The organism is Halosolutus sp. YCN4 (assembly GCF_059736495.1).
The window spans coordinates 14,549-31,966 of sequence record NZ_JCASSM010000009.1; the positions used below are offsets into that span (position 1 = coordinate 14,549).

Below are 17,418 nucleotides of genomic sequence, written 5' to 3' on the forward strand. Positions count from 1 at the left end.
CATGATCATAGAACCAATAGTAGAAGCAGTGAACATACTGTTCCAGTGGCCGACAGTTGGTTGGATGGTTTTCGGAGTTATGTTAGGGATATTCGTCGGGGCCTTACCAGGAGTGGGAGCTGCGCTTGGAATGGCAATTATTCTCCCACTTACATTCGGAATGGACGGTACCAATGCAATCCTCCTCCTCATTGGAATCTATAGCGGAGGCATGTACGGTGGGGCGCTCTCAGCAATCTTGCTTAACGTCCCGGGTACAGGCGCAGCCGCAGCGACAACTCTGGACGGATATCCGATGGCAAGACAGGGAAAGGCGGTCAAAGCCCTCGGAATGTCCGCCGTCGCTTCGGGTCTTGGAGGGTTTATGACTGTAACTGTTCTGTTTTTGATTTCACCATTTCTTATCAGGATAGTGACTGCCTTTGGAACTCCCGAATATTTTCTTTTGGCAATTGTCGGGATAGCTATGATCACGGTTGTGACGCGTGGTTCCCCACTGAAGGGCATCGCCGCAGGATCGTTCGGATTGCTGATTACTACGATTGGAATTGCTCCTATGACTCCCGAAAATCGATTTACATTCGGTGAGTTGTCTCTGTACGAAGGGATTGATTACATCAGCGTTCTCATCGGTCTGTTCGCAATTGCCGAGATGCTCGTACTCGCTGGCGAGAAAGGCCAGATCGCAAAGGATGGCGGTGAAATAGCGTTAGAAGGGAAGATTACCGAGGGGATTAAAACAGTATTATCTCATCCCGTCACTTTGATTAAATCATCGTTTATCGGGATGGGGATTGGTTCTATCCCTGGATCTGGAGCTGTGGTTTCAACGTTCTTTGCCTATAGTGAGGCGATGCGTAGCTCCGATAATCCAGAGTCCTTCGGAGAAGGAAGTGAGGAGGCAATAATTGCGACCGAAGCCGCAAATAACGGAACGGTTGGTGGTTCACTCATCCCTACGTTTTCATTCGGTATCCCTGGGAGTGGGTCGACTGCAGTGTTGCTTGGCGGTCTCATAACCCATGGATTCGTACCGGGAGCAGAACTACTCACGACAAATATCAATTTCACGTATACAGTATTCCTGGGTCTTCTTCTAGGGAATGTAATTATAATTACCCTGGGTCTTGGACTCATAACGAGAGCCGGCTTCATCACGAAGATCGATACTGACTACATAATTCCAACCATTATCGTCCTTTCGCTGGTTGGTGCTCTTACACTGAGGTTCAATTGGTTTGACGTTCTCATTGCTACCTCTCTCGGTATGATTGGTTACTTCATGAAAAAATACGACTACTCAGTGATTGCATTTGTATTAGGTGTGATTCTTGGTCCTCTTGCTGAGGAGAACCTCTCTCGTTCCTTGGATTTATCAGGTGGATCGCTTGCTATTTTTATCAACCGGCCACTATCGTTGATGCTCGTTATCCTCTTGGTCTTTATTTTAGTAGGACCTGTAATTGGACCGCTTATAAGGAAGAGACTCGATATTCTATAGCAATTCAACTTCCAGGGCTTACAAACAATGCTGCAGAAAATGATATCCGGAATATTACTCTGCTAGTTTAGTGATGGATCGTTAACTGGATTTTGCGGTTCTTTTCCTTCAAGAACACGGCGCACGTCTGAAGCCACTTTACGATGCTTTTCGATTGCGGCTTCTTTCGAATACCACGCTATATGAGGCGTCAAAATCACTTCGTCGTAGTCTCTAACTGGGCTATCGAAGTTTGGATGATTTCCTTCGAAGTTGTCCTGAGGTTCGTCTCTGTGGACATCAAGGGCTGCCCCAGCAATTATGTCTTCATCGATGGCTGTCGCCAGCTCATCTGTCGCAACCAATTCACCCCGTGCCACGTTAATCAAATATGCGGAATTCTTCATCTCTTCAAACTGATCAAGTCCGAACATATTCTCTGTATCATTCGTTAATGGGACGTGAAGAGACACGAAATCCGAATCCTGTAGCAGTCCCTCCAAAGTAACCTCCGTTACTCCAAGTTCATTCATTTCATCAGTGGAGACGTAAGGATCCGAAGCGACAACGTCTATTCCCAATGATTTAGCTTTTGAGGCCACGTGACGTGCGATAGTACCGAAGCCGACCAGACCAAGAGTCTGTTCTTGGAGACGATGGATGTCCACATCACCTATTCGTTTATTCCATGTCCCCTTTTTCAATGTCTCATTGTATTCTATGAGGTTTCGCCGGAGCGCAAGCAGAAGCATAAGAGTGTGATCAGAGACTTCCTGCTGACAGTATTGTGGTACGTTAACGACGTACGTACCGTGTTCAGAAGCTGCTTCGCAATCAATCGAATCTACACCAACTCCTCCTCGACCTATTACCTTGAGGTCAGGTGCGGCTTTGATGATTTCTTCCGTATATGGTACTGTGAATCGATTAATAGCCGCATCAGCATCCTGTATCTCTTGTTTGATGTCTTTAGGATCATCGAGATCGACTGGACGCAGATTTACGTCCAAGTCTCTGAATACCTCTTTTTCTACACATAAATCGTATGCCTTTCCTGCTGTAACGACTACTGTGAACTCTGAGCTCGAGTCGGACATCAGAGAGATACTGCACTGGCAGTAATGAATGTATGTCTTTTAATGCAAATATTACTGGTTCTTTTTCTTTGTTTACAATTTAGTCTTACAGCTATGAGGTTCTTTGTGGAGTGCTACGACCTGCTTTGGGTTGTTCCCACCAGAGAAGAAACAAAAGGCGGAATAAACTCAGACCAGTGACTGACGGGACTCAAGATGTCTTCTTGCAGGTGGGAAAGGGCTGGATCGATTTCTATCCACGGTACAACGGATGCCTGCGACAGATCGTGGTCGCTGGCGGATACCATCTCGGGCTTGGCTGACCTGGGTATCGGTCGCTCTATTGTGCATAGGTGAATGTAGAAATTCGCCTCAAAGCCAGTCAGCGACAAAGATCCGATTCACGTTACGGTTGACGAAACCGTGATTCGACTCAACGAACAGCGGTTCTTGGCTGTAGGTTACTCTTGATCCTATCTCGAACGAATTCCTCCACTGAGGCTGTTTCCAAGGTCAATCATGTATCCAAACCTTCGCATTGCTCTGTAATCTACTAATCTAAACAATGCAGGCTGATCCAAACCCAGTATTATATAAACCGCAGGAGAAAACCCACCTGTTTACAGGTGGGTAGCTCAAAGTAACAATCTCCCCACGCACTGGCAATGACCCGACAAATCCTGCTGGAAAAAGCCGTGGGGTAGGCCCACGTCAGTTCATGTATACCATGTTTTATCGTCGTGTGATAGCGGGGAGCGGCGACTCAATTATACACTTTTCGGTCGATTGCATGGTCGTTTATATATTCCCAGTCATAGGTTACGCCCAGTCCAGGATCGGAAGGAACAGGAAACGTTCCGTCCTTAGAGATGGCTTCTATATCATCAGTGTAACCATCTTCGTATATCGGCGGTTGAACATGTGGTGTAGAGGAATCAGGATGTATTAGTCCTAATTCGTAATAATTACTATTTCGAGTTGCAGCCATACAATGTCGAACTGCGGGTCCAGAAAGATGATATTCGACATCCACTCCAAATCCTTCGGCCATGCGTGCAATTTTAATTGCTCCAGTTATACCGCTATCCCACGTAGGGTCGCTCCGGATGAGATCAGTCGCTTCATTTTTGAGATAGTCTGTGTGTGATTCGAGCCCTCGAGTTAGTTCTGCCTGTAACAGTGGGGTATCAAGCCGCTGTCGGAGCATTTTGTGTGCATGATGTGAATTCCCGCCATCGCTCATTGGATCTTCATACCAGAAGAATTCCTCTTTATCACAAGCACGACCCACTCTGAGCGCATCCGAAAACGTCCTATATTCGCATACCGGGTCATGCATGAGTTGCATCTTTTCACCGACGCGTTCACCAGCCTTATGGATAGTTTCTATCTCTCGTTCAATATTATCGCCACCAGAGCCGGCCCAAGTATGGGTTTTAAATGCCGGGTACCCCATCTCGTAGCACGCCTCAGCGAAATCTGCATACGATTCGGGTGAAATGAATCCACCCTCCTCAGAACCAAAATACGTAGAGACATAAGCTGGTAATTCCTCCCGGTAACTCCCAAGTAGCTCGTGAATTGGAAGTCCTGCATCCTTGCCAGCAAAGTCCCAGAGCGCGATATCAACAGGTCCGATGCCCATTCTGTCGAACATTCGGAGACCCCGTTTTAAATGATTCCAGTGTTGTTCTCGCCTGAGTGGGTTTTTCCCGAGGAGATAAGTTGCAATTGAGTCTAATTGAGTCATCGCCGGCTCGTTGCCGCCGACGTATTCTCCAGTAATACCGACGTCAGTTTCAATCCGTAGAGCATGTGTTTTACGATAAAGCGTATTTCCGGGCTCATACACTAATTTGAATCCATCGGGGCCCGTGTTCACGTCCTCCAAGGGATAATCAAATGTTATTCGTTCGATTTGAGTTATTGATGGTGCCACAGGTATTTTATAGGAAACCGAGAATAATAGGATTATGGTTGAGGCAGGTATGGTGAGTGTCAAAAGTGGGCTCTTTGGGGGGGGAGAATCGCGATCTTCCAAAGGACTCACAACAAAGAAGTCACAACTACACTAGAATATTTTCCTGTATTTAATCAGTGTTATTCGCCGTTACCAGTAGTTATTTATATAGTGGGCATGTTATGCTTATTGTTCACATGGAAGTAAGTGAAGCAGTAGTAGAAACTCTGACTGAGCACGATATAGATACGGTTTTTGGGATTCCAGGTACTCAGACGCTCCCATTAAACAAGGGTATCGGTTCCCGAGAAGATATACGTTTCATAATGACTCGTCATGAAACTGCAGCACCCCATAGCGCTTGGGGATATGCGGAAACAACGGGAGATATTGCGGCAACAGTTGTCATCCCTGGTCCTGGTGACATGAATTCCATGAATGGATTAAAAAATGCACTCAATGATTGTACACCGCTTATCCACATGGCCGTTGAGACGAGTCCCGACGTGCGAGGTGGCGATGGCATTCATGAAACACCACCTGATACCTATGACAACGTCGTTAAAGAGAACATCACAGTATCCAATCCGCACAGTGTCTCAGCTGAACTAAATAGAGCAATCGCGATAGCGAAATCACCACCAAAGGGTCCTGTTCGGATCGGCATTCCGAAGAATTTCCTCTCGATGGACGTCTCAAACGTTGAAACAGGAGAATATACTACTAAAACAATTACTGGCGCATCGGAAGATTCCATTGAGCAGGCTAGCGCACTCCTGTCAGAAGCGACATCGCCTATCATAATTGCTGGTGGTGGCATAAGAGCAGCAGATGCCAGCAAGGAACTCCGACGTATTGCGGAAAGGCTGGATGCACCAGTCGTACCGACCTACAAAGGAAGAGGAGTATTCCCTGAGCGCCACGATCTGTTTGCAGGTATCTTGTCCGTCGGTTCGAGTGAGTATCTAAGAGAACTTATCAAGAACGCGGATGTAGCACTTGGGGTCGGAACCGATTTCGACGCTGTAACTACCCAGCAGTGGAGTGTCCAAATCCCTGAGCAGCTTATCCATATCACTTTGGATGCCAATGACATCGGAACCTCCTACAAACCAACTGTGGGAATAGCCGCCGATGCGAAAGACTCGCTAAACGCTCTTGAGACTAAATTGAAAGCCCAAGAGATCACGACAGACGATGGAACTAAGAGAGCACAACGAGTCCGAAACAAGGACGCAGAACTCATGGCTGATGTACTCAATGTTACCTCCCCACCACTCACGTCAGCAAGTGCCGAAGCCGCTGTTGATAATGTGTTACCGGATGACGCCATCGTTTCCGTTGACGCTGGTGGGTTCAGAATTTGGTCGTTACATGTACTAGAAATAAACCGTCCAGACGGTTTCATTGATACTGGATCTTGGGCTACAATGGGGACTGGCCTACCAGCAGCCATGGGCGCTCAAATAGCTCATCCCGATCGGGACGTAATTGGCTTGATGGGTGACGGTGGCCTTATGATGTGCCTTCACGAACTTCATACGCTTGCAGTCGAGGATATTCCAGTCACTGTAATAGTCCTCAATAATAACGATTATGCAACAATCAGTGCTGAAGCAGCGGAAAACTTTGGTTTTCCAGAGGGCGCCTATGAGTGGGATAATGAACCAATCTCCTTCAAGCCGATAGCTGAGGAATTAGGAGTGGAGGCTTATCGGTCCCAAACTCCGGACGAAATCCGCAAAACGGTTCAGAATGCAATCGACTCTGATCAGCCGACTCTTATTGAAATCCCCACGGATCCAAGGGAGCCCCAGGCCAAACCACTCGACTAAGCCCCCATCAACGTACGAAAGCCCGGTGTTGTTTTGGCTAGGCTTCGACAATCTGTGGCAGAGTTGGGGGTATTGTGTTGCATGCTTCGAGCAGCCGGCAGTTGACACACCTCTGGAACGTGCGTCCACCGTACTGCCCTTTTGGATACTGCCTTGTAATTTCACAGTTGGCGTCGGAAACTCGATACAGGCATCCAAACGGTAGATTGTTGCCTGATTGACAGCGCGTATCCATTGTCTGAATGCCGTGGTGTTACATTTAGCTTTTCGGCGTAGCGGACAACGCGCCAGAGATATTCCTGGAGAATCGTCGTGGCTGTTGACTCTGTCTATCGAGGGATCGGTCAGTGGAATCGGTGGTTCATAGGAAAGCTAGCACTGTGCTCTGTGGTCAGACCTGACTCTGACCGAGTCCAGATTGCTGAGTGCGTCCGGGATAGCGTAACGCTGCTTCCTGTGCGCACCGTGATGATGGATGGGTGCTTAATCATAGCTCGCAGCATACATAGGACGTGTTGAATGTTAGGCTATCCCACGTACGTGTCTAGAAGTTTGTTACCATTGCCGTACAACGAACTCATCTCGTCAGCAAGGACAAGGCCCTGAACCGACAAGTCGTCATCCCACATGTTGCCAAACGTATCCTCCCCATGCGGTAGTTACCTTACCTGGCACAGAATCATGGTTCCCCCTGATATTTGATGTTCGGATTTCAGTAGATGGGGATTGTGAACGACGCACACAGTCGTTCAAGAGTTCGAGATAGAACTCTCAACCAACGACGGTCGACAGACCGTAGCTAATGACCAGCGCTGTGATGAGTGACCCTACCCATCCGAGCAAGGTGTACCCTGTCTTCGTTCCGGAGACCTCGCCGGTGGCCGCGTAGCCGCTCCCAATGATGGACGAAACAATAATTTCGTTGAACGAGGCCGGGATGCCGAAGAAAACTGCCGTCTGTGCGATTGCAAATGATGGTATGAGTGCGGCAACCGAGCTCTGTGGGCCGAGTGAGGAATAGTCCCGTGAAAGACCTTTATCATTCGCGGTGCACCCGTCCAGGATCCTACCAGTAGTCCCAGACCACCGCCGAAAAGTAAGGGAACGAGCGGAATACCGACGGCATTGGAGAGAGGTAAGAGTGGTCCCAGCGCGAGTCCAACCTGACTGCCGCCCGCTGAAAACACGACCAACCCGCCGAGAGCCAGCAAGAAATGTTGCTGTCCTTTGGTGCTATCGCGCGCCATATCATATGCCAGAACGAGTGAGGTCGAAGCAGCCAGGACATACGATACGAAAACGCGGACACCGACCCCCCTCCGAACTGATTGGCTGTGACCTCGGCGAGTGAAAGGTCCTGCCCGGGTGGACCCAAGAAGACGAACCTGATGTTCGCAAACAGGAAGGCGACGATGCCAGCGAGTACTGGGACTGCGATGTGCTCACCGACCCTGTCTGAGCGTAGCAGTCGCGTCGTTGTGTAGGCGATTCCCCCGCCTACGAATGGGACGGCGACCCAGAGCGTCACTATTTGTCGGTACTTGCTCCAGGCAGGGTCACCGCCCAATGCCAGACCAGCACCGACACGGCACCTGTGACGGTGAAAGCAGTGGCGATTGGATAGCCCGCGAAAACGCCAATCGCGACGAGAACCGCTGCCGTCACGAGCGCAATGATAGCGGCGGTCGGAGAGAGGGCGACGCCGCTAACGAGTTCTCCACCCACCGCCTCCGTGACGTTGGTTCCTTGAAGAATCGCACCTAACATACCGAGGATACCCACGAAGAAACCGGCCCGCATGATAGAGATGGCGTTCGCTCCGACAGCTGGGGCAAACGGCGTGGATCCCGATGACCCTGCCCCAATCGACCACGCCATGAAGAGACTACCGATCCCTGCGACTACCAGGAGACCGAGTGTCTCACCCGCGACCATATTTCCAAGCCCGTGCTGCGAGTATAAATAAGCTACTGCTATTATCATGTTCTCCGCTCAGTGCGTATTGATTCCTCTACATGATCTGTGTCCTGCCTATCTCGCTGCTGGGTTCGAAGAGATACCGCAGCGCCGTTCGATGACATAGAACGAGTTGCAGGCAGAAATCTTATATACTCGTACATTTCTTAGGGCGATGCCTTGGTTGAGAGGCTATGCCATTACACTCATAGGGGTGTTTGCGTATCTGCCTTGACAGCAGTTAATGTTAGACGGTTTGTATTAGAATCTTCGTGCCATGATAAAAACCGGTGAATTACACCCATACGGGTGTAATCCACCAGCTGCTGATTTCATTCTTTGCACTGTGACAAAAATTAGTGAATTACATCCATACGGATGTAATCCATCAGCTGCTGATTCCGTTCGATAGAAACGAACAGCTTGTCGACACACACAAAGGGAGTTAGGGTGTATCTACGTTTCTGGGGTTGATCTCTAGTTCATTTGGCGCACTGAGAAGCAACTCGATGAGCTCCTCTTCTTCTCCATCTTCATTCAGTTTGCCGGTTCGGATATGCTCAGTGTACCTCGAACGGTGTTTTCTGCGTCAATGATCGGGGCACCGATAGCATACAACCCAGCCAGCGACTTGGAGTCATTGACAGCGTAGACCTGTTCGCGAAATGTCTCAAGTTTCTGAAATAACTACCCCTTCGTCGTGATGGTATTCTTCGTCTCTGCTGGCAGCCCGTACCTTTCGATGATGTCTCTAACTTTCGACTCGGAGAGGTGTACTAGGATGGTCTTTTCGGCAGATCCGGGGTGTACGCCTTTTCCAATCCGTGGCGGTGGATGCACCGGGTGGTCGCCTTCAACACCGATTAGATAGTAGGCCATACCATTCTCCTCTACCACGCACCAGAAACGCTCGCTCGTCTCTTTTGCTAGCTGGGTAACTTTTTCGTGTGCCATCGAGTAGACGTCGTACGAGGTCTGAACCTGTTTGCCGTAATTCAGAAATTCCATTCAGAGTCATAACCGTCGTCGGTGTTGACTACGTACCCCGGCAACGAAGGGGGGTCAGATAACCGTGGACAGTACTCTTAGAGAGCTTGAGTTCCTCTGCAATTTCAGCTACGCCGACATTCTCTTCCCCCGCGAGCGTATTCGATGATGTCGAAAAGTGTCTCGTCGGATTGGATCGTGCGATCATTCGAAGATTGTACGGATATATATATATATATATATATATATCTCCACTACCGTTATAAAAACGACTGTTCGGTATTATCGAACGGTAACTATCGCTCGCCTGAGAAAGAGAAGTAAACTCGTTTAATCCGAGGAGAGGGACAGGCGTTGCTTGATTCCCTGCTTCACTGCGTCTCGTTTCAGTAGTTGAATACCCTCTGAGATAGGGATATCTTTTGGACAGGCATTGGTACATTCGCCTTGCACGTGACATCCCCAGACGCCGTCACGCTCGGACAGTCGCTCCAGACGCTCCTCCGTTTTCGTCTCCCGCGAGTCTTTCAGCAGTGTCAGCGCCTTGTTGATTGCTGCTGGACCCAGGTAGTTCTCACCCGCGACGCTACACCCAGAGTAGCAGGCACCACAGCCGACGCAGTCGGTTCGTGGGTTGATGTCTTTCCGCTCCTGGGAATTCGGCTGGATGACCGCTGGTGGATCACTTTCGTCACGGTCAGACTCGAACGAGAGGTCTATTTCGGCGAAGCTCTCGAAGAACGAGTCCATATCGACGACTAAGTCCTTAATGACGGGTAGGTTGTACAGTGGTCGGACGGTTATCTCGCTGTGCGCGAGGTCGCTTACTGGTGTCTGACACGCAAGTCGCGCCTGCCCGTTGATTTCCATACAGCAACTCCCACACACGCCCTGTCTGCAGGAGAAGCGCATCGAGAGGTTCTCGCCCTCTGTCTCCTGTATGTGGAACAGACCGTCTAGAACCGAGGTAGAGTCGCTGACTGACACGTCGTACGACTCGAATCTGGGTTTCTCGTCATCTTCGGGGTCGTATCTGTGGACTGTAAAGGTTCGCTGAGTCATGGGTACATGTTATGAGAGGTTCATCAAGAATGCTGTGGTCATTTACTCGCTCTCTCGCTTTCGCCACCGTCCGTCTCGACGGCAGTATTCGCGTCTGAATCGTCTGATGGACGGACTGTACTCGCATCGTCGGGATGGAGTCTGGTGAATTCGACGTCTTCGTGCCAGATATCCATCGTTTCGCTGTCTCTTTGAACGCAGACATTCTTGAGCCAGCCCTCGCTCACGTTACGGTCGGGTGACTCTTCACGGTAGTGCGACCCTCGGCTCTCCTCCCGGTAGAGTGCACTGCGCGTGACCATCTCGGCGGCTGTTGCCAGATTCTCTACGTCCATGAACTCGTTCCACTCGAGGTTGTAGCGTCGACTTCCGCCGACGGCCACCTCGTCGAGACGTGCCTGAATGTCCTCAATACGACTAATGCCCTCCTCTAGCTTCTCTTCGTTCCGAACGACGCCGACACACTCCCACATCGTCTCTTCGAGCTCGGCGCGGAGTTCGTAAATGTCGATACCGTCGTCGCGATCCAACGGCGCGGTCACGCGCGAGATAACGTCCTCGACCTGGCCGTCGTCGATCTCGGGTGGAGTCCGGCCTTCGATGAACTCTGCGACGGCCTCCCCGGAGACTTTCCCGAGAACCGTCGAATCCACGACACCGTTACCGCCGAGGCGGTTGGCGCCGTGTGCGCCGCCGGCGTCCTCACCGGCAACGAATAACCCTTCCAGGTTCGAGTGACAGTCCGGGTCTATTTTCGCTCCGCCCATGTGATAGTGAGCCGTCGGTGATACTTCGACGCGCGTCTCCGACAGCGGCATCCCGACGTTCCGAGTCCGTTCACACATCCCCGGGAACAGTTCTTCGACCCGCTCCTTGCCGAGGTGTGTCGCGTCGAGCCAGACCCCGCCGTTGGGCGAACCACGCCCCTCCATTATCTCCTTGTAGCTCGCGATGGAGACGATGTCACGGGTTGCCCGCTCCATCTCCTCGGGAGCGTACTTCTCCATGAACCGCTCGTCTTCGCCGTTGTACAGGTGTGCTCCCTCTCCCCTGATTCCCTCCTCGATGACGCCCCCGGTGAGCTTCGTATCGCCCGCGAGGAGTCCGGTCGGGTGGAACTGCATCATCTCCATATCCTGGAAGGGGACGCCGCGACGGTAGGCCATGGCCTGACCGTCGGCAGATTTCTCGAGGGCGGGCGTCGATATCTTGTACATCGTTGCGCCTGCACCAGTCGCGAGGACGACGGCCTTCGAACTGTACACATGGAAGTCCCCGTCCCGCATGTCCAGACAGACTGCACCGTTTACCTCATCGTCAGATGTAAGGAGGTCGACAGCGCGTGTCTCCTCGACGAACTCCACGTCGCGTGTCAACAGCTCGTCCCGGAGTTTGGTCATTATTTCGATACCCGTCAAGTCCCCTTTGTGAACCGTGCGGTCGAAGGATTGTCCTGCGAAGGGCTTTTGATGCACGTGGCCATCCTCGTCGCGGTCGAAAAAGACGCCGAGTTCGTTTTCCAGTTTGCGGATGATTCTCGGCGCGTTTTCGACGAGCTTCCGGGCGATTTCTTGATCGTTGATGAACTTCCCGCCCTTGATGGTGTCGTAGTAGTGGAGGTCGATGGAGTCGTCCGGGTGGAGGACGGCGTTGTATCCGCCCTGTACCATCCGCGTACAACCACTCTTGCCTGCGAGCTTCTTGACGACAACGGTGATATCGACAGAGTCCGGCGTATTATTATCGGCGTACAGGGCCGCGAAGAGTCCTGCACCGCCAGCCCCGACAATTAGGATGTCCGTCTTCTCTTCGGAGTAGTCGGCCATAGCTACGTAATACGGCTGCTGATATTTTATTTTAACCCAAACGGCGATTTGACGGGTCTTTCGTGGCCGTGCCCGTTGAGCCCGCCCATTATCTGAGATGGTTATGCCTGAAGGGGTGGTATGGCCACTCCGACGGCTGAAGAGATACAAAGCAAGTACGGTACAGCCACACTGGAACCGTTCGATGATATCGTCGCTGGCTCGTTCGAGACGTGGAGAATCACGTACACCGGGTGCGCTCGGTATCGACGACAGCGGTCAACGCAAAGTCGCATCGAACATGTCGATCGACTTGAGGAGAAACGAACCGGAACCTCGTCTGTCCGAGACCTCGAAATCACGCTCGGCGACCCGAGCGTGGATGGATGACGACACGCCTACTGCGTCCGCTTCGTCAGGCAGACGGTAAGATGGCTTGGAGCTCGCCCATTTTCACCGACGCCGAGTCGCTCACACCGATCACCGCTGTTTTTATTATAACGACGATTGAACAGCGGTAGTGATGTCAGATCATAGCATATCACGGGAACGGCTCGAAGCTGCCCCCGGTGAAGTGTACGTGGAAACAATCGAGAAGCCAGTCTACGAGTTCAAAAAGGAGCACTACTTCGACCACCTGGTCGAGACGAACCGGGCGTGGGCGGTTATGCTGGCGGAGACGGACATCATTCCCGAGGAGCAGGCCGGACATCTCTCGAGGCTCTTGAGGGCCTCCGTGAAGAAGGGCCGGAAGCCCTCGGCGAGTACAACCCGGAGTACGAGTACTTCTACTCGCACATGGAGCAGGTTCTCATCGACGAACTCGGGGAGGAGGTCGCGGGTAACATCAACATCGGTCGAACTCGACCGGAACCGCTCGCGCGGATGACCACCAGGGAGAATCTCCTCGAGATTGTCGACCTCGTCAATTCGCTGCGCAGCACGCTGCTCGACATCGCGGAAAAGCACGTCGAGACGGTCATGCCCCAGTGGACCCACTACCAGCACGCGCAGATATCGACCGTCGGGCATTACATGCTCGGCATCGTCGACGAGCTCGAGCGGGACACGCGTCGCCTGCTGGACGCTTACGAGACAGTGAATCAGTGTACGCTAGGCTGTGGGGCACTGGCCGGCGCCTCCTACCCGCTCGACAGACAAGACGGTGACGAGCTAGCAGCCGACATCGCAGAGACTGGGCGGCCTAGCAAGAGCGTGAACATCCACGACTCCGGTGGAGTGATGAACGCACTCGACGAAGCGGTCAACGCGGCGCGGGAGATGGTTCAGGAAGCCAGCGCCCAGCGCCGGACGCCACACGACATGGGGGAACTCGTCTACGGCATCAATTGTGCCACCTCGGACACTACCAGCGGGCTCTGCCAGCACCACGCGACGGCGCGAGCCGCGTGGCGGCTGATAGAAGACCACGGTGGTCGCGCAGTATTCGCAGAGACGCCCGAGTTCTTCGGCGGCGAGAAAGGACTCGCGGAGCGGGCTGTCTCGGAAGAGGTTGGACAGGAAATCCTCGACCGCGTCGAGCAGTGGGACGAGCGTCTCCAGGCGACAGGGTACGACGTCCGAGGCGCTCAGCCCACGCCCGACAACATGGACGGTGGTCTCACGACGATTGAAGAGAAGGCCCTTGGTGCGCTCGTCAAGTCGGGTGAAGGTCCTATTCAGGACATCGTCGATTACGCGGAAGGGATTCCAGACGAAAGCGGGATGTATATCATGGACACACCGGGTCACGGTGCAGAGTCCGTGACTGGCATCGCGGGCGGCGGTGCTCACTTCATGATCATCTCGACGGGTCAGGGACACACGCTCTCGAACGCAGTCATGCCGACTATCAAGATTACTGGCAATCCAGGCAGCTACGACCGTGTGCCCGAACAGACAGACGTCGACGTCAGCGAGGCACTGGTCGGCGACGAGGACTTCGAATGGGCTGGTAATCAGCTCTGGGACGAGATTCAGGAGGTTACCAACGGGAAGTTCACCAGGAGCGAAGCGATGAAAGAATCGCAGTTTGCGATCCACCGAATCGGTCCCTCGACGTAACTAGCTCGCTATCAGTTACTCTCGACTTTCGTAACACTCGGCTTTCTTTTCGAGCGTACGACGGTACACGAGCAGCCCGAACGCCATGACGGGCAGCAGCAGCTAGAGGAACCGTTGCATCTGTACCGACGTCTGCATCGACGAGACGACGTACACCGCCACTACGCCGCCGACGACGATGGCGAAACTCATCCACTCCATCAGAGTCATGTTCTCAATTCCAGTGTCGTAGATCGTGATGATCACCGGGAGGAGCCCGAATAGGATGACAAAGAGCAGTCGCTTCGGGAGCAGTTTTGTCAGGAATGCCATGTCCTATCAATGAATACAGAAACGTATAATTTAGTTGTAGATTTATTACAGCGACAACGGGTGGACGGGTACCGAACGCCGGAGTGGCTCCGAAAAATATACACGGGATGCATGCGGAGTAGTGACAATGCGTGAGGACAATGGCAGGAAAACGGCTTGAGTATCGGCGAAAGGTATCGAGCATCCGGAGCTGGACGGACTTCTCGGCGCGGCACGCGGCGTTTGCGCTCCACCGGATCACTGGATGGCTCCTGCTGGGGTGGGTCATCGTCCACCTCGGGCTGCCCACCGTCTCAGGGGAGTCGACAGTTTGGAATCCGCTCGTCGACTTGGCGGAACCCGCCGTCGGGGCAGTCGTCGTCGGTCTCTTTGCCGTCCTGGTCTTTCACTCGTTCAATGGCGTTCGGCTCGTCGCCGCCGAGCTGTTCGGCGTTGGAATCACAACCGCCAAGCGCGTGTTCTTGGGAACGCTCGTTCTCAGCGTCGCGCTCGTCGTCACCATGGGGGTGATGCTGTGAGCGGGGGTGCGAGCTACGGAACCCGATCGCCGGCCGACGTCGGTTACATCCCCTGGCTCGTCCAGCGCGCGAGCGCGCTACTGTTACTCGCGGTACTCGCGATACACGTCGCGGTTCAGGCGTACGGGTACACAGCTCCATACGCGTGGGGGATCTACGGCGGACTGCTCGACGTGACGCTCGGCCTCGTCCTCCTGCACGGGGTTCTGGGTATCCGTGCCACCGTCCTCGAAAGCCGCCTCTCGCGCACTGCCACAACGGCCGTCGTCTCCGCGGTCGGCCTCGCGGCACTCGGACTGTTCGTTGCTCGCGTGATCATGTTTTGAAAGGTTGGCGGCAGTAATTAGTAGTAATCCCGTGGACATGTCTGTGGCACGTCAACGGTAAACGGGCCTGGTGGGCAGGAACAGGAGAGGGAACACTCGCTCCGGACAATCGGGAAGTAGGTGGCATCGCTGGTAGCAATCATCACGTCCATGTTTCGCCTGTACACGGGCGCGTTCGGAATCATCGAGTCGATCGCGCAACGTTCGGCACACGTGTACCTCCTCGCCGCCCTGATGTTTGCGGTCGTCCCATTCATAAGAAATTGCGAATGGAATACCGCCTCGTCGACTTCGTGCTGATTCTCCTCTCGTTCAGCGGCATGGCGTACATCATCCTGAACTACACACTCCTGCTGAACAAGACGGCGTACGTGACGCCGCCCGCGAACGCGATTACTTTTTACCGTCATCTCGGTCATTCTCGTCATCGAGGCGACGGGACGGTTGGTCGGTCGTTTCCTCGCTGCGGTGGTGACCCTGAGCCTGATCGGCGGGTACTACCCGGCGTACCTCCTGATGCCGTTTACCAGCCCGCAGCCGCCGAACATCTAGATCGACGGACTGTTCGTCACCACGAACGGTCTGTGGGGAATCCAGACGCAGGTCTCCGCGACGTTTATTTTTCTGTTCGTGGTGCTCGCGGCCTTCCTCGAGGTGACTGGCGCGGGCCAGTTTCTCCTTGACTTCGCGCGGACGCTCATCGGTCAACGGTGAATGGGGGTCACGTAGTCGGACTGGTGAGTAAACTCCTTGAAATCGACCAGTTCGACCTCCGTGTCCGCGAGGTCTTCCTCCTCAAGGAACGGGTCGCTCGCCAGTACGTCCGCCCCCAGCGCAGCGGCTTTGTTCCGACGCTGCGACCGATTGCACCGAAGCCGACAACACCGACAGTCCGTGTAGAAAACCGGTGGAACGGGACGCCGACTCCGTATCTTGAAATAATTCGGTACTCCGGCATCGCTTCGATGGCAGCACTGTTCAGGTCGGCGCAAAGATTGAGTACCGCATCTGCGTCGGCAAACTACTCATCGTCGAACCCTACGTTGCCGAGTCCCTACCACTCAACGTCGAGACTGGAGAAGTCGTGGCCGGTCACCACGACAGTGAAGCGAGCCATGGTTGGGGTCGGTTAGCGAAACTAAAAACATGCCGTATAATATAATTAGTAAAATATGACAGTTATGTGTGCAAAGATTTAAACGATGTCTCGACATTCGATAGCACAATACCGCACAACGAAGGTGATCCCTATTACCAACTATGGTTTCGTCATAGACAACCGCAAGTGTATCGGATGTCACGCATGTACAGTCGCATGCAAAGCCGAACACGACGACCCGATCGGCGTGAACAAAACGTGGGGGCCTTGTTTAGATGCTCGAAAATCGACGACCCAGCGACTCACGAACTAGTGTCGTCTTCCTAGTAGCTCACGCTAAATGTTTAACTTACTAGGAAGTGAAGCGGGAAGAGCAGTTTGTGTCCAGCAAACTAGCCCGCTTCACTAGTCGCATTGTTTCGCTCGCCCAAAAAGCCGTCGTCGGCGACCCGAAACCGGCCGTTCAGAAGGATTTCAGCGGCTACGCCGACTGGGTGATCATGTCGATTCACGATATCAAAACGTATCTCGATCTGCCGTACCGACGCCTCTTGGACATTCTTTACGAAATGCCGCGGATCGCTCGAATTCTCGATCTAGACGTGTCTCAACTGCCCGGCTTTACCACCGTTTGTGCGCGCATGCAGGAGCTGAAGATGCCGCTCTGGCGCGACTTTCTCAGGTTGTCGGCGGAGCTGCACGACACCGGCGAAATCCAGGCAATCGACGCAACCGGCACGGATCATATCGCGGCGAGCCAGCATTACGCCAAACGGACGAATTACACGTTCAAAGCCGTGAAAACGACCGCGTTAATCAACTGTTCGACTGGTACGATTCTATATATACATTGTTCGATGAAACAACCGCACGATTTTCAGGTCGCTTGGCAGCTCCTCACACGTAACCTAGACAAGCTGACTATACTGACCGCCGAC

The 17,418-nt window shown here is 52.9% G+C and carries 16 protein-coding genes and 2 pseudogenes; 8 read left to right on the forward strand and 10 right to left on the reverse strand.

Annotated features, from left to right (window positions below; genetic code table 11):
* The first annotated feature begins 1 nt into the window (after position 1).
* The gene (locus AC6I6X_RS22570) at positions 2-1,501 is read left to right on the forward strand and encodes a tripartite tricarboxylate transporter permease (RefSeq protein WP_497932820.1); all 1,500 of its coding nucleotides are present in this window, start codon (positions 2-4) and stop codon (positions 1,499-1,501) included.
* 62 nt (positions 1,502-1,563) lie between these two features.
* Here the strand turns inward: AC6I6X_RS22570 and AC6I6X_RS22575 are convergent, their stop codons facing one another.
* A complete protein-coding gene (locus tag AC6I6X_RS22575) occupies positions 1,564-2,577 on the reverse strand; it encodes a C-terminal binding protein (protein WP_497932821.1) in 1,014 nt (337 codons plus the stop codon).
* A gap of 742 nt (positions 2,578-3,319) precedes the next feature.
* Complete coding sequence (locus tag AC6I6X_RS22580) at positions 3,320-4,495, reverse strand: enolase C-terminal domain-like protein (protein WP_497932822.1); 1,176 nt, start codon at positions 4,493-4,495, stop codon at positions 3,320-3,322.
* A gap of 218 nt (positions 4,496-4,713) precedes the next feature.
* Between AC6I6X_RS22580 and AC6I6X_RS22585 the strand changes: the two genes are divergently transcribed.
* The gene (locus AC6I6X_RS22585) at positions 4,714-6,351 is read left to right on the forward strand and encodes a thiamine pyrophosphate-binding protein (protein ID WP_497932823.1); all 1,638 of its coding nucleotides are present in this window, start codon (positions 4,714-4,716) and stop codon (positions 6,349-6,351) included.
* A gap of 771 nt (positions 6,352-7,122) precedes the next feature.
* Here AC6I6X_RS22585 and AC6I6X_RS22590 read toward each other — a convergent pair.
* From AC6I6X_RS22590 to AC6I6X_RS22615, 6 genes and pseudogenes are all read right to left on the reverse strand, one after another.
* Positions 7,123-8,286 (reverse strand): annotated as a pseudogene (locus AC6I6X_RS22590) (inorganic phosphate transporter).
* Positions 8,287-8,844: 558 nt separating this feature from the next.
* Positions 8,845-8,982 (reverse strand): annotated as a pseudogene (locus AC6I6X_RS22595) (IclR family transcriptional regulator domain-containing protein); the annotation flags it as partial.
* A gap of 12 nt (positions 8,983-8,994) precedes the next feature.
* A complete protein-coding gene (locus tag AC6I6X_RS22600; protein ID WP_497932824.1) occupies positions 8,995-9,315 on the reverse strand; it encodes an IclR family transcriptional regulator in 321 nt (106 codons plus the stop codon).
* A 28-nt stretch (positions 9,316-9,343) separates the two neighbouring features.
* Positions 9,344-9,736 carry a helix-turn-helix domain-containing protein gene (locus AC6I6X_RS22605; protein ID WP_497932825.1) on the reverse strand — a complete coding sequence of 131 codons (393 nt, stop codon included), beginning with the start codon at positions 9,734-9,736 and terminating at the stop codon, positions 9,344-9,346.
* Positions 9,625-10,356, reverse strand: a complete 732-nt coding sequence (locus AC6I6X_RS22610) for a succinate dehydrogenase/fumarate reductase iron-sulfur subunit (protein WP_497932826.1) — start codon at positions 10,354-10,356, stop codon at positions 9,625-9,627. The genes AC6I6X_RS22605 and AC6I6X_RS22610 overlap by 112 nt, the downstream gene beginning before the upstream one ends.
* Before the next feature lie 38 nt (positions 10,357-10,394).
* Positions 10,395-12,182 carry an FAD-binding protein gene (locus AC6I6X_RS22615; protein ID WP_497932827.1) on the reverse strand — a complete coding sequence of 596 codons (1,788 nt, stop codon included), beginning with the start codon at positions 12,180-12,182 and terminating at the stop codon, positions 10,395-10,397.
* A gap of 120 nt (positions 12,183-12,302) precedes the next feature.
* Between AC6I6X_RS22615 and AC6I6X_RS22620 the strand changes: the two genes are divergently transcribed.
* Positions 12,303-12,551: a hypothetical protein gene (locus AC6I6X_RS22620; protein ID WP_497932828.1), complete on the forward strand. Its 249-nt coding sequence runs from the start codon at positions 12,303-12,305 to the stop codon at positions 12,549-12,551.
* A 267-nt stretch (positions 12,552-12,818) separates the two neighbouring features.
* Positions 12,819-14,225 carry a lyase family protein gene (locus AC6I6X_RS22625; RefSeq protein ID WP_497932829.1) on the forward strand — a complete coding sequence of 469 codons (1,407 nt, stop codon included), beginning with the start codon at positions 12,819-12,821 and terminating at the stop codon, positions 14,223-14,225.
* Positions 14,226-14,327: 102 nt separating this feature from the next.
* On the opposite strand, the gene AC6I6X_RS22630 is transcribed toward AC6I6X_RS22625, so the two are convergent.
* On the reverse strand, positions 14,328-14,537 hold the full coding sequence (locus AC6I6X_RS22630; RefSeq protein ID WP_497932830.1) for a hypothetical protein: 210 nt from the start codon (positions 14,535-14,537) through the stop codon (positions 14,328-14,330).
* A gap of 140 nt (positions 14,538-14,677) precedes the next feature.
* Between AC6I6X_RS22630 and AC6I6X_RS22635 the strand changes: the two genes are divergently transcribed.
* Together AC6I6X_RS22635 and AC6I6X_RS22640 are read left to right on the forward strand one after the other, a co-directional pair.
* Positions 14,678-15,055 (forward strand): succinate dehydrogenase/fumarate reductase transmembrane subunit, encoded by a 378-nt coding sequence (locus tag AC6I6X_RS22635; protein ID WP_497932831.1) that lies wholly within the window; start codon positions 14,678-14,680, stop codon positions 15,053-15,055.
* Entirely contained in the window at positions 15,052-15,381 is a 330-nt protein-coding gene (locus tag AC6I6X_RS22640) for a hypothetical protein (RefSeq protein ID WP_497932832.1), read from the forward strand. Before AC6I6X_RS22635 ends, AC6I6X_RS22640 begins: the two co-directional genes overlap by 4 nt.
* A 393-nt stretch (positions 15,382-15,774) precedes the next feature.
* Here the strand turns inward: AC6I6X_RS22640 and AC6I6X_RS22645 are convergent, their stop codons facing one another.
* Positions 15,775-16,089 (reverse strand): hypothetical protein, encoded by a 315-nt coding sequence (locus AC6I6X_RS22645; protein WP_497932833.1) that lies wholly within the window; start codon positions 16,087-16,089, stop codon positions 15,775-15,777.
* A 494-nt stretch (positions 16,090-16,583) separates the two neighbouring features.
* Here AC6I6X_RS22645 and AC6I6X_RS22650 point away from each other — a divergent pair, with 494 nt between their 5' ends.
* Complete coding sequence (locus AC6I6X_RS22650; RefSeq protein WP_497932834.1) at positions 16,584-16,793, forward strand: 4Fe-4S binding protein; 210 nt, start codon at positions 16,584-16,586, stop codon at positions 16,791-16,793.
* Between the two features lie 67 nt (positions 16,794-16,860).
* The coding region (locus AC6I6X_RS22655; RefSeq protein ID WP_497932835.1) for a transposase at positions 16,861-17,418 on the forward strand (558 nt) is incomplete at its 3' end.

Coding starts and splice junctions, on each gene's coding strand:
- AC6I6X_RS22620 (WP_497932828.1), top strand. CDS start 12,303: ATGGCCACTCCGACGGCTGAAGAGATACAAAGCAAGTACGGTACAGCC.
- AC6I6X_RS22635 (WP_497932831.1), top strand. CDS start 14,678: ATGGCAGGAAAACGGCTTGAGTATCGGCGAAAGGTATCGAGCATCCGG.
- AC6I6X_RS22605 (WP_497932825.1), bottom strand. CDS start 9,736: ATGTACCAATGCCTGTCCAAAAGATATCCCTATCTCAGAGGGTATTCA.
- AC6I6X_RS22650 (WP_497932834.1), top strand. CDS start 16,584: ATGTCTCGACATTCGATAGCACAATACCGCACAACGAAGGTGATCCCT.
- AC6I6X_RS22630 (WP_497932830.1), bottom strand. CDS start 14,537: ATGGCATTCCTGACAAAACTGCTCCCGAAGCGACTGCTCTTTGTCATC.
- AC6I6X_RS22575 (WP_497932821.1), bottom strand. CDS start 2,577: ATGTCCGACTCGAGCTCAGAGTTCACAGTAGTCGTTACAGCAGGAAAG.
- AC6I6X_RS22615 (WP_497932827.1), bottom strand. CDS start 12,182: ATGGCCGACTACTCCGAAGAGAAGACGGACATCCTAATTGTCGGGGCT.
- AC6I6X_RS22585 (WP_497932823.1), top strand. CDS start 4,714: ATGGAAGTAAGTGAAGCAGTAGTAGAAACTCTGACTGAGCACGATATA.
- AC6I6X_RS22570 (WP_497932820.1), top strand. CDS start 2: ATGATCATAGAACCAATAGTAGAAGCAGTGAACATACTGTTCCAGTGG.
- AC6I6X_RS22600 (WP_497932824.1), bottom strand. CDS start 9,315: ATGGAATTTCTGAATTACGGCAAACAGGTTCAGACCTCGTACGACGTC.
- AC6I6X_RS22610 (WP_497932826.1), bottom strand. CDS start 10,356: ATGACTCAGCGAACCTTTACAGTCCACAGATACGACCCCGAAGATGAC.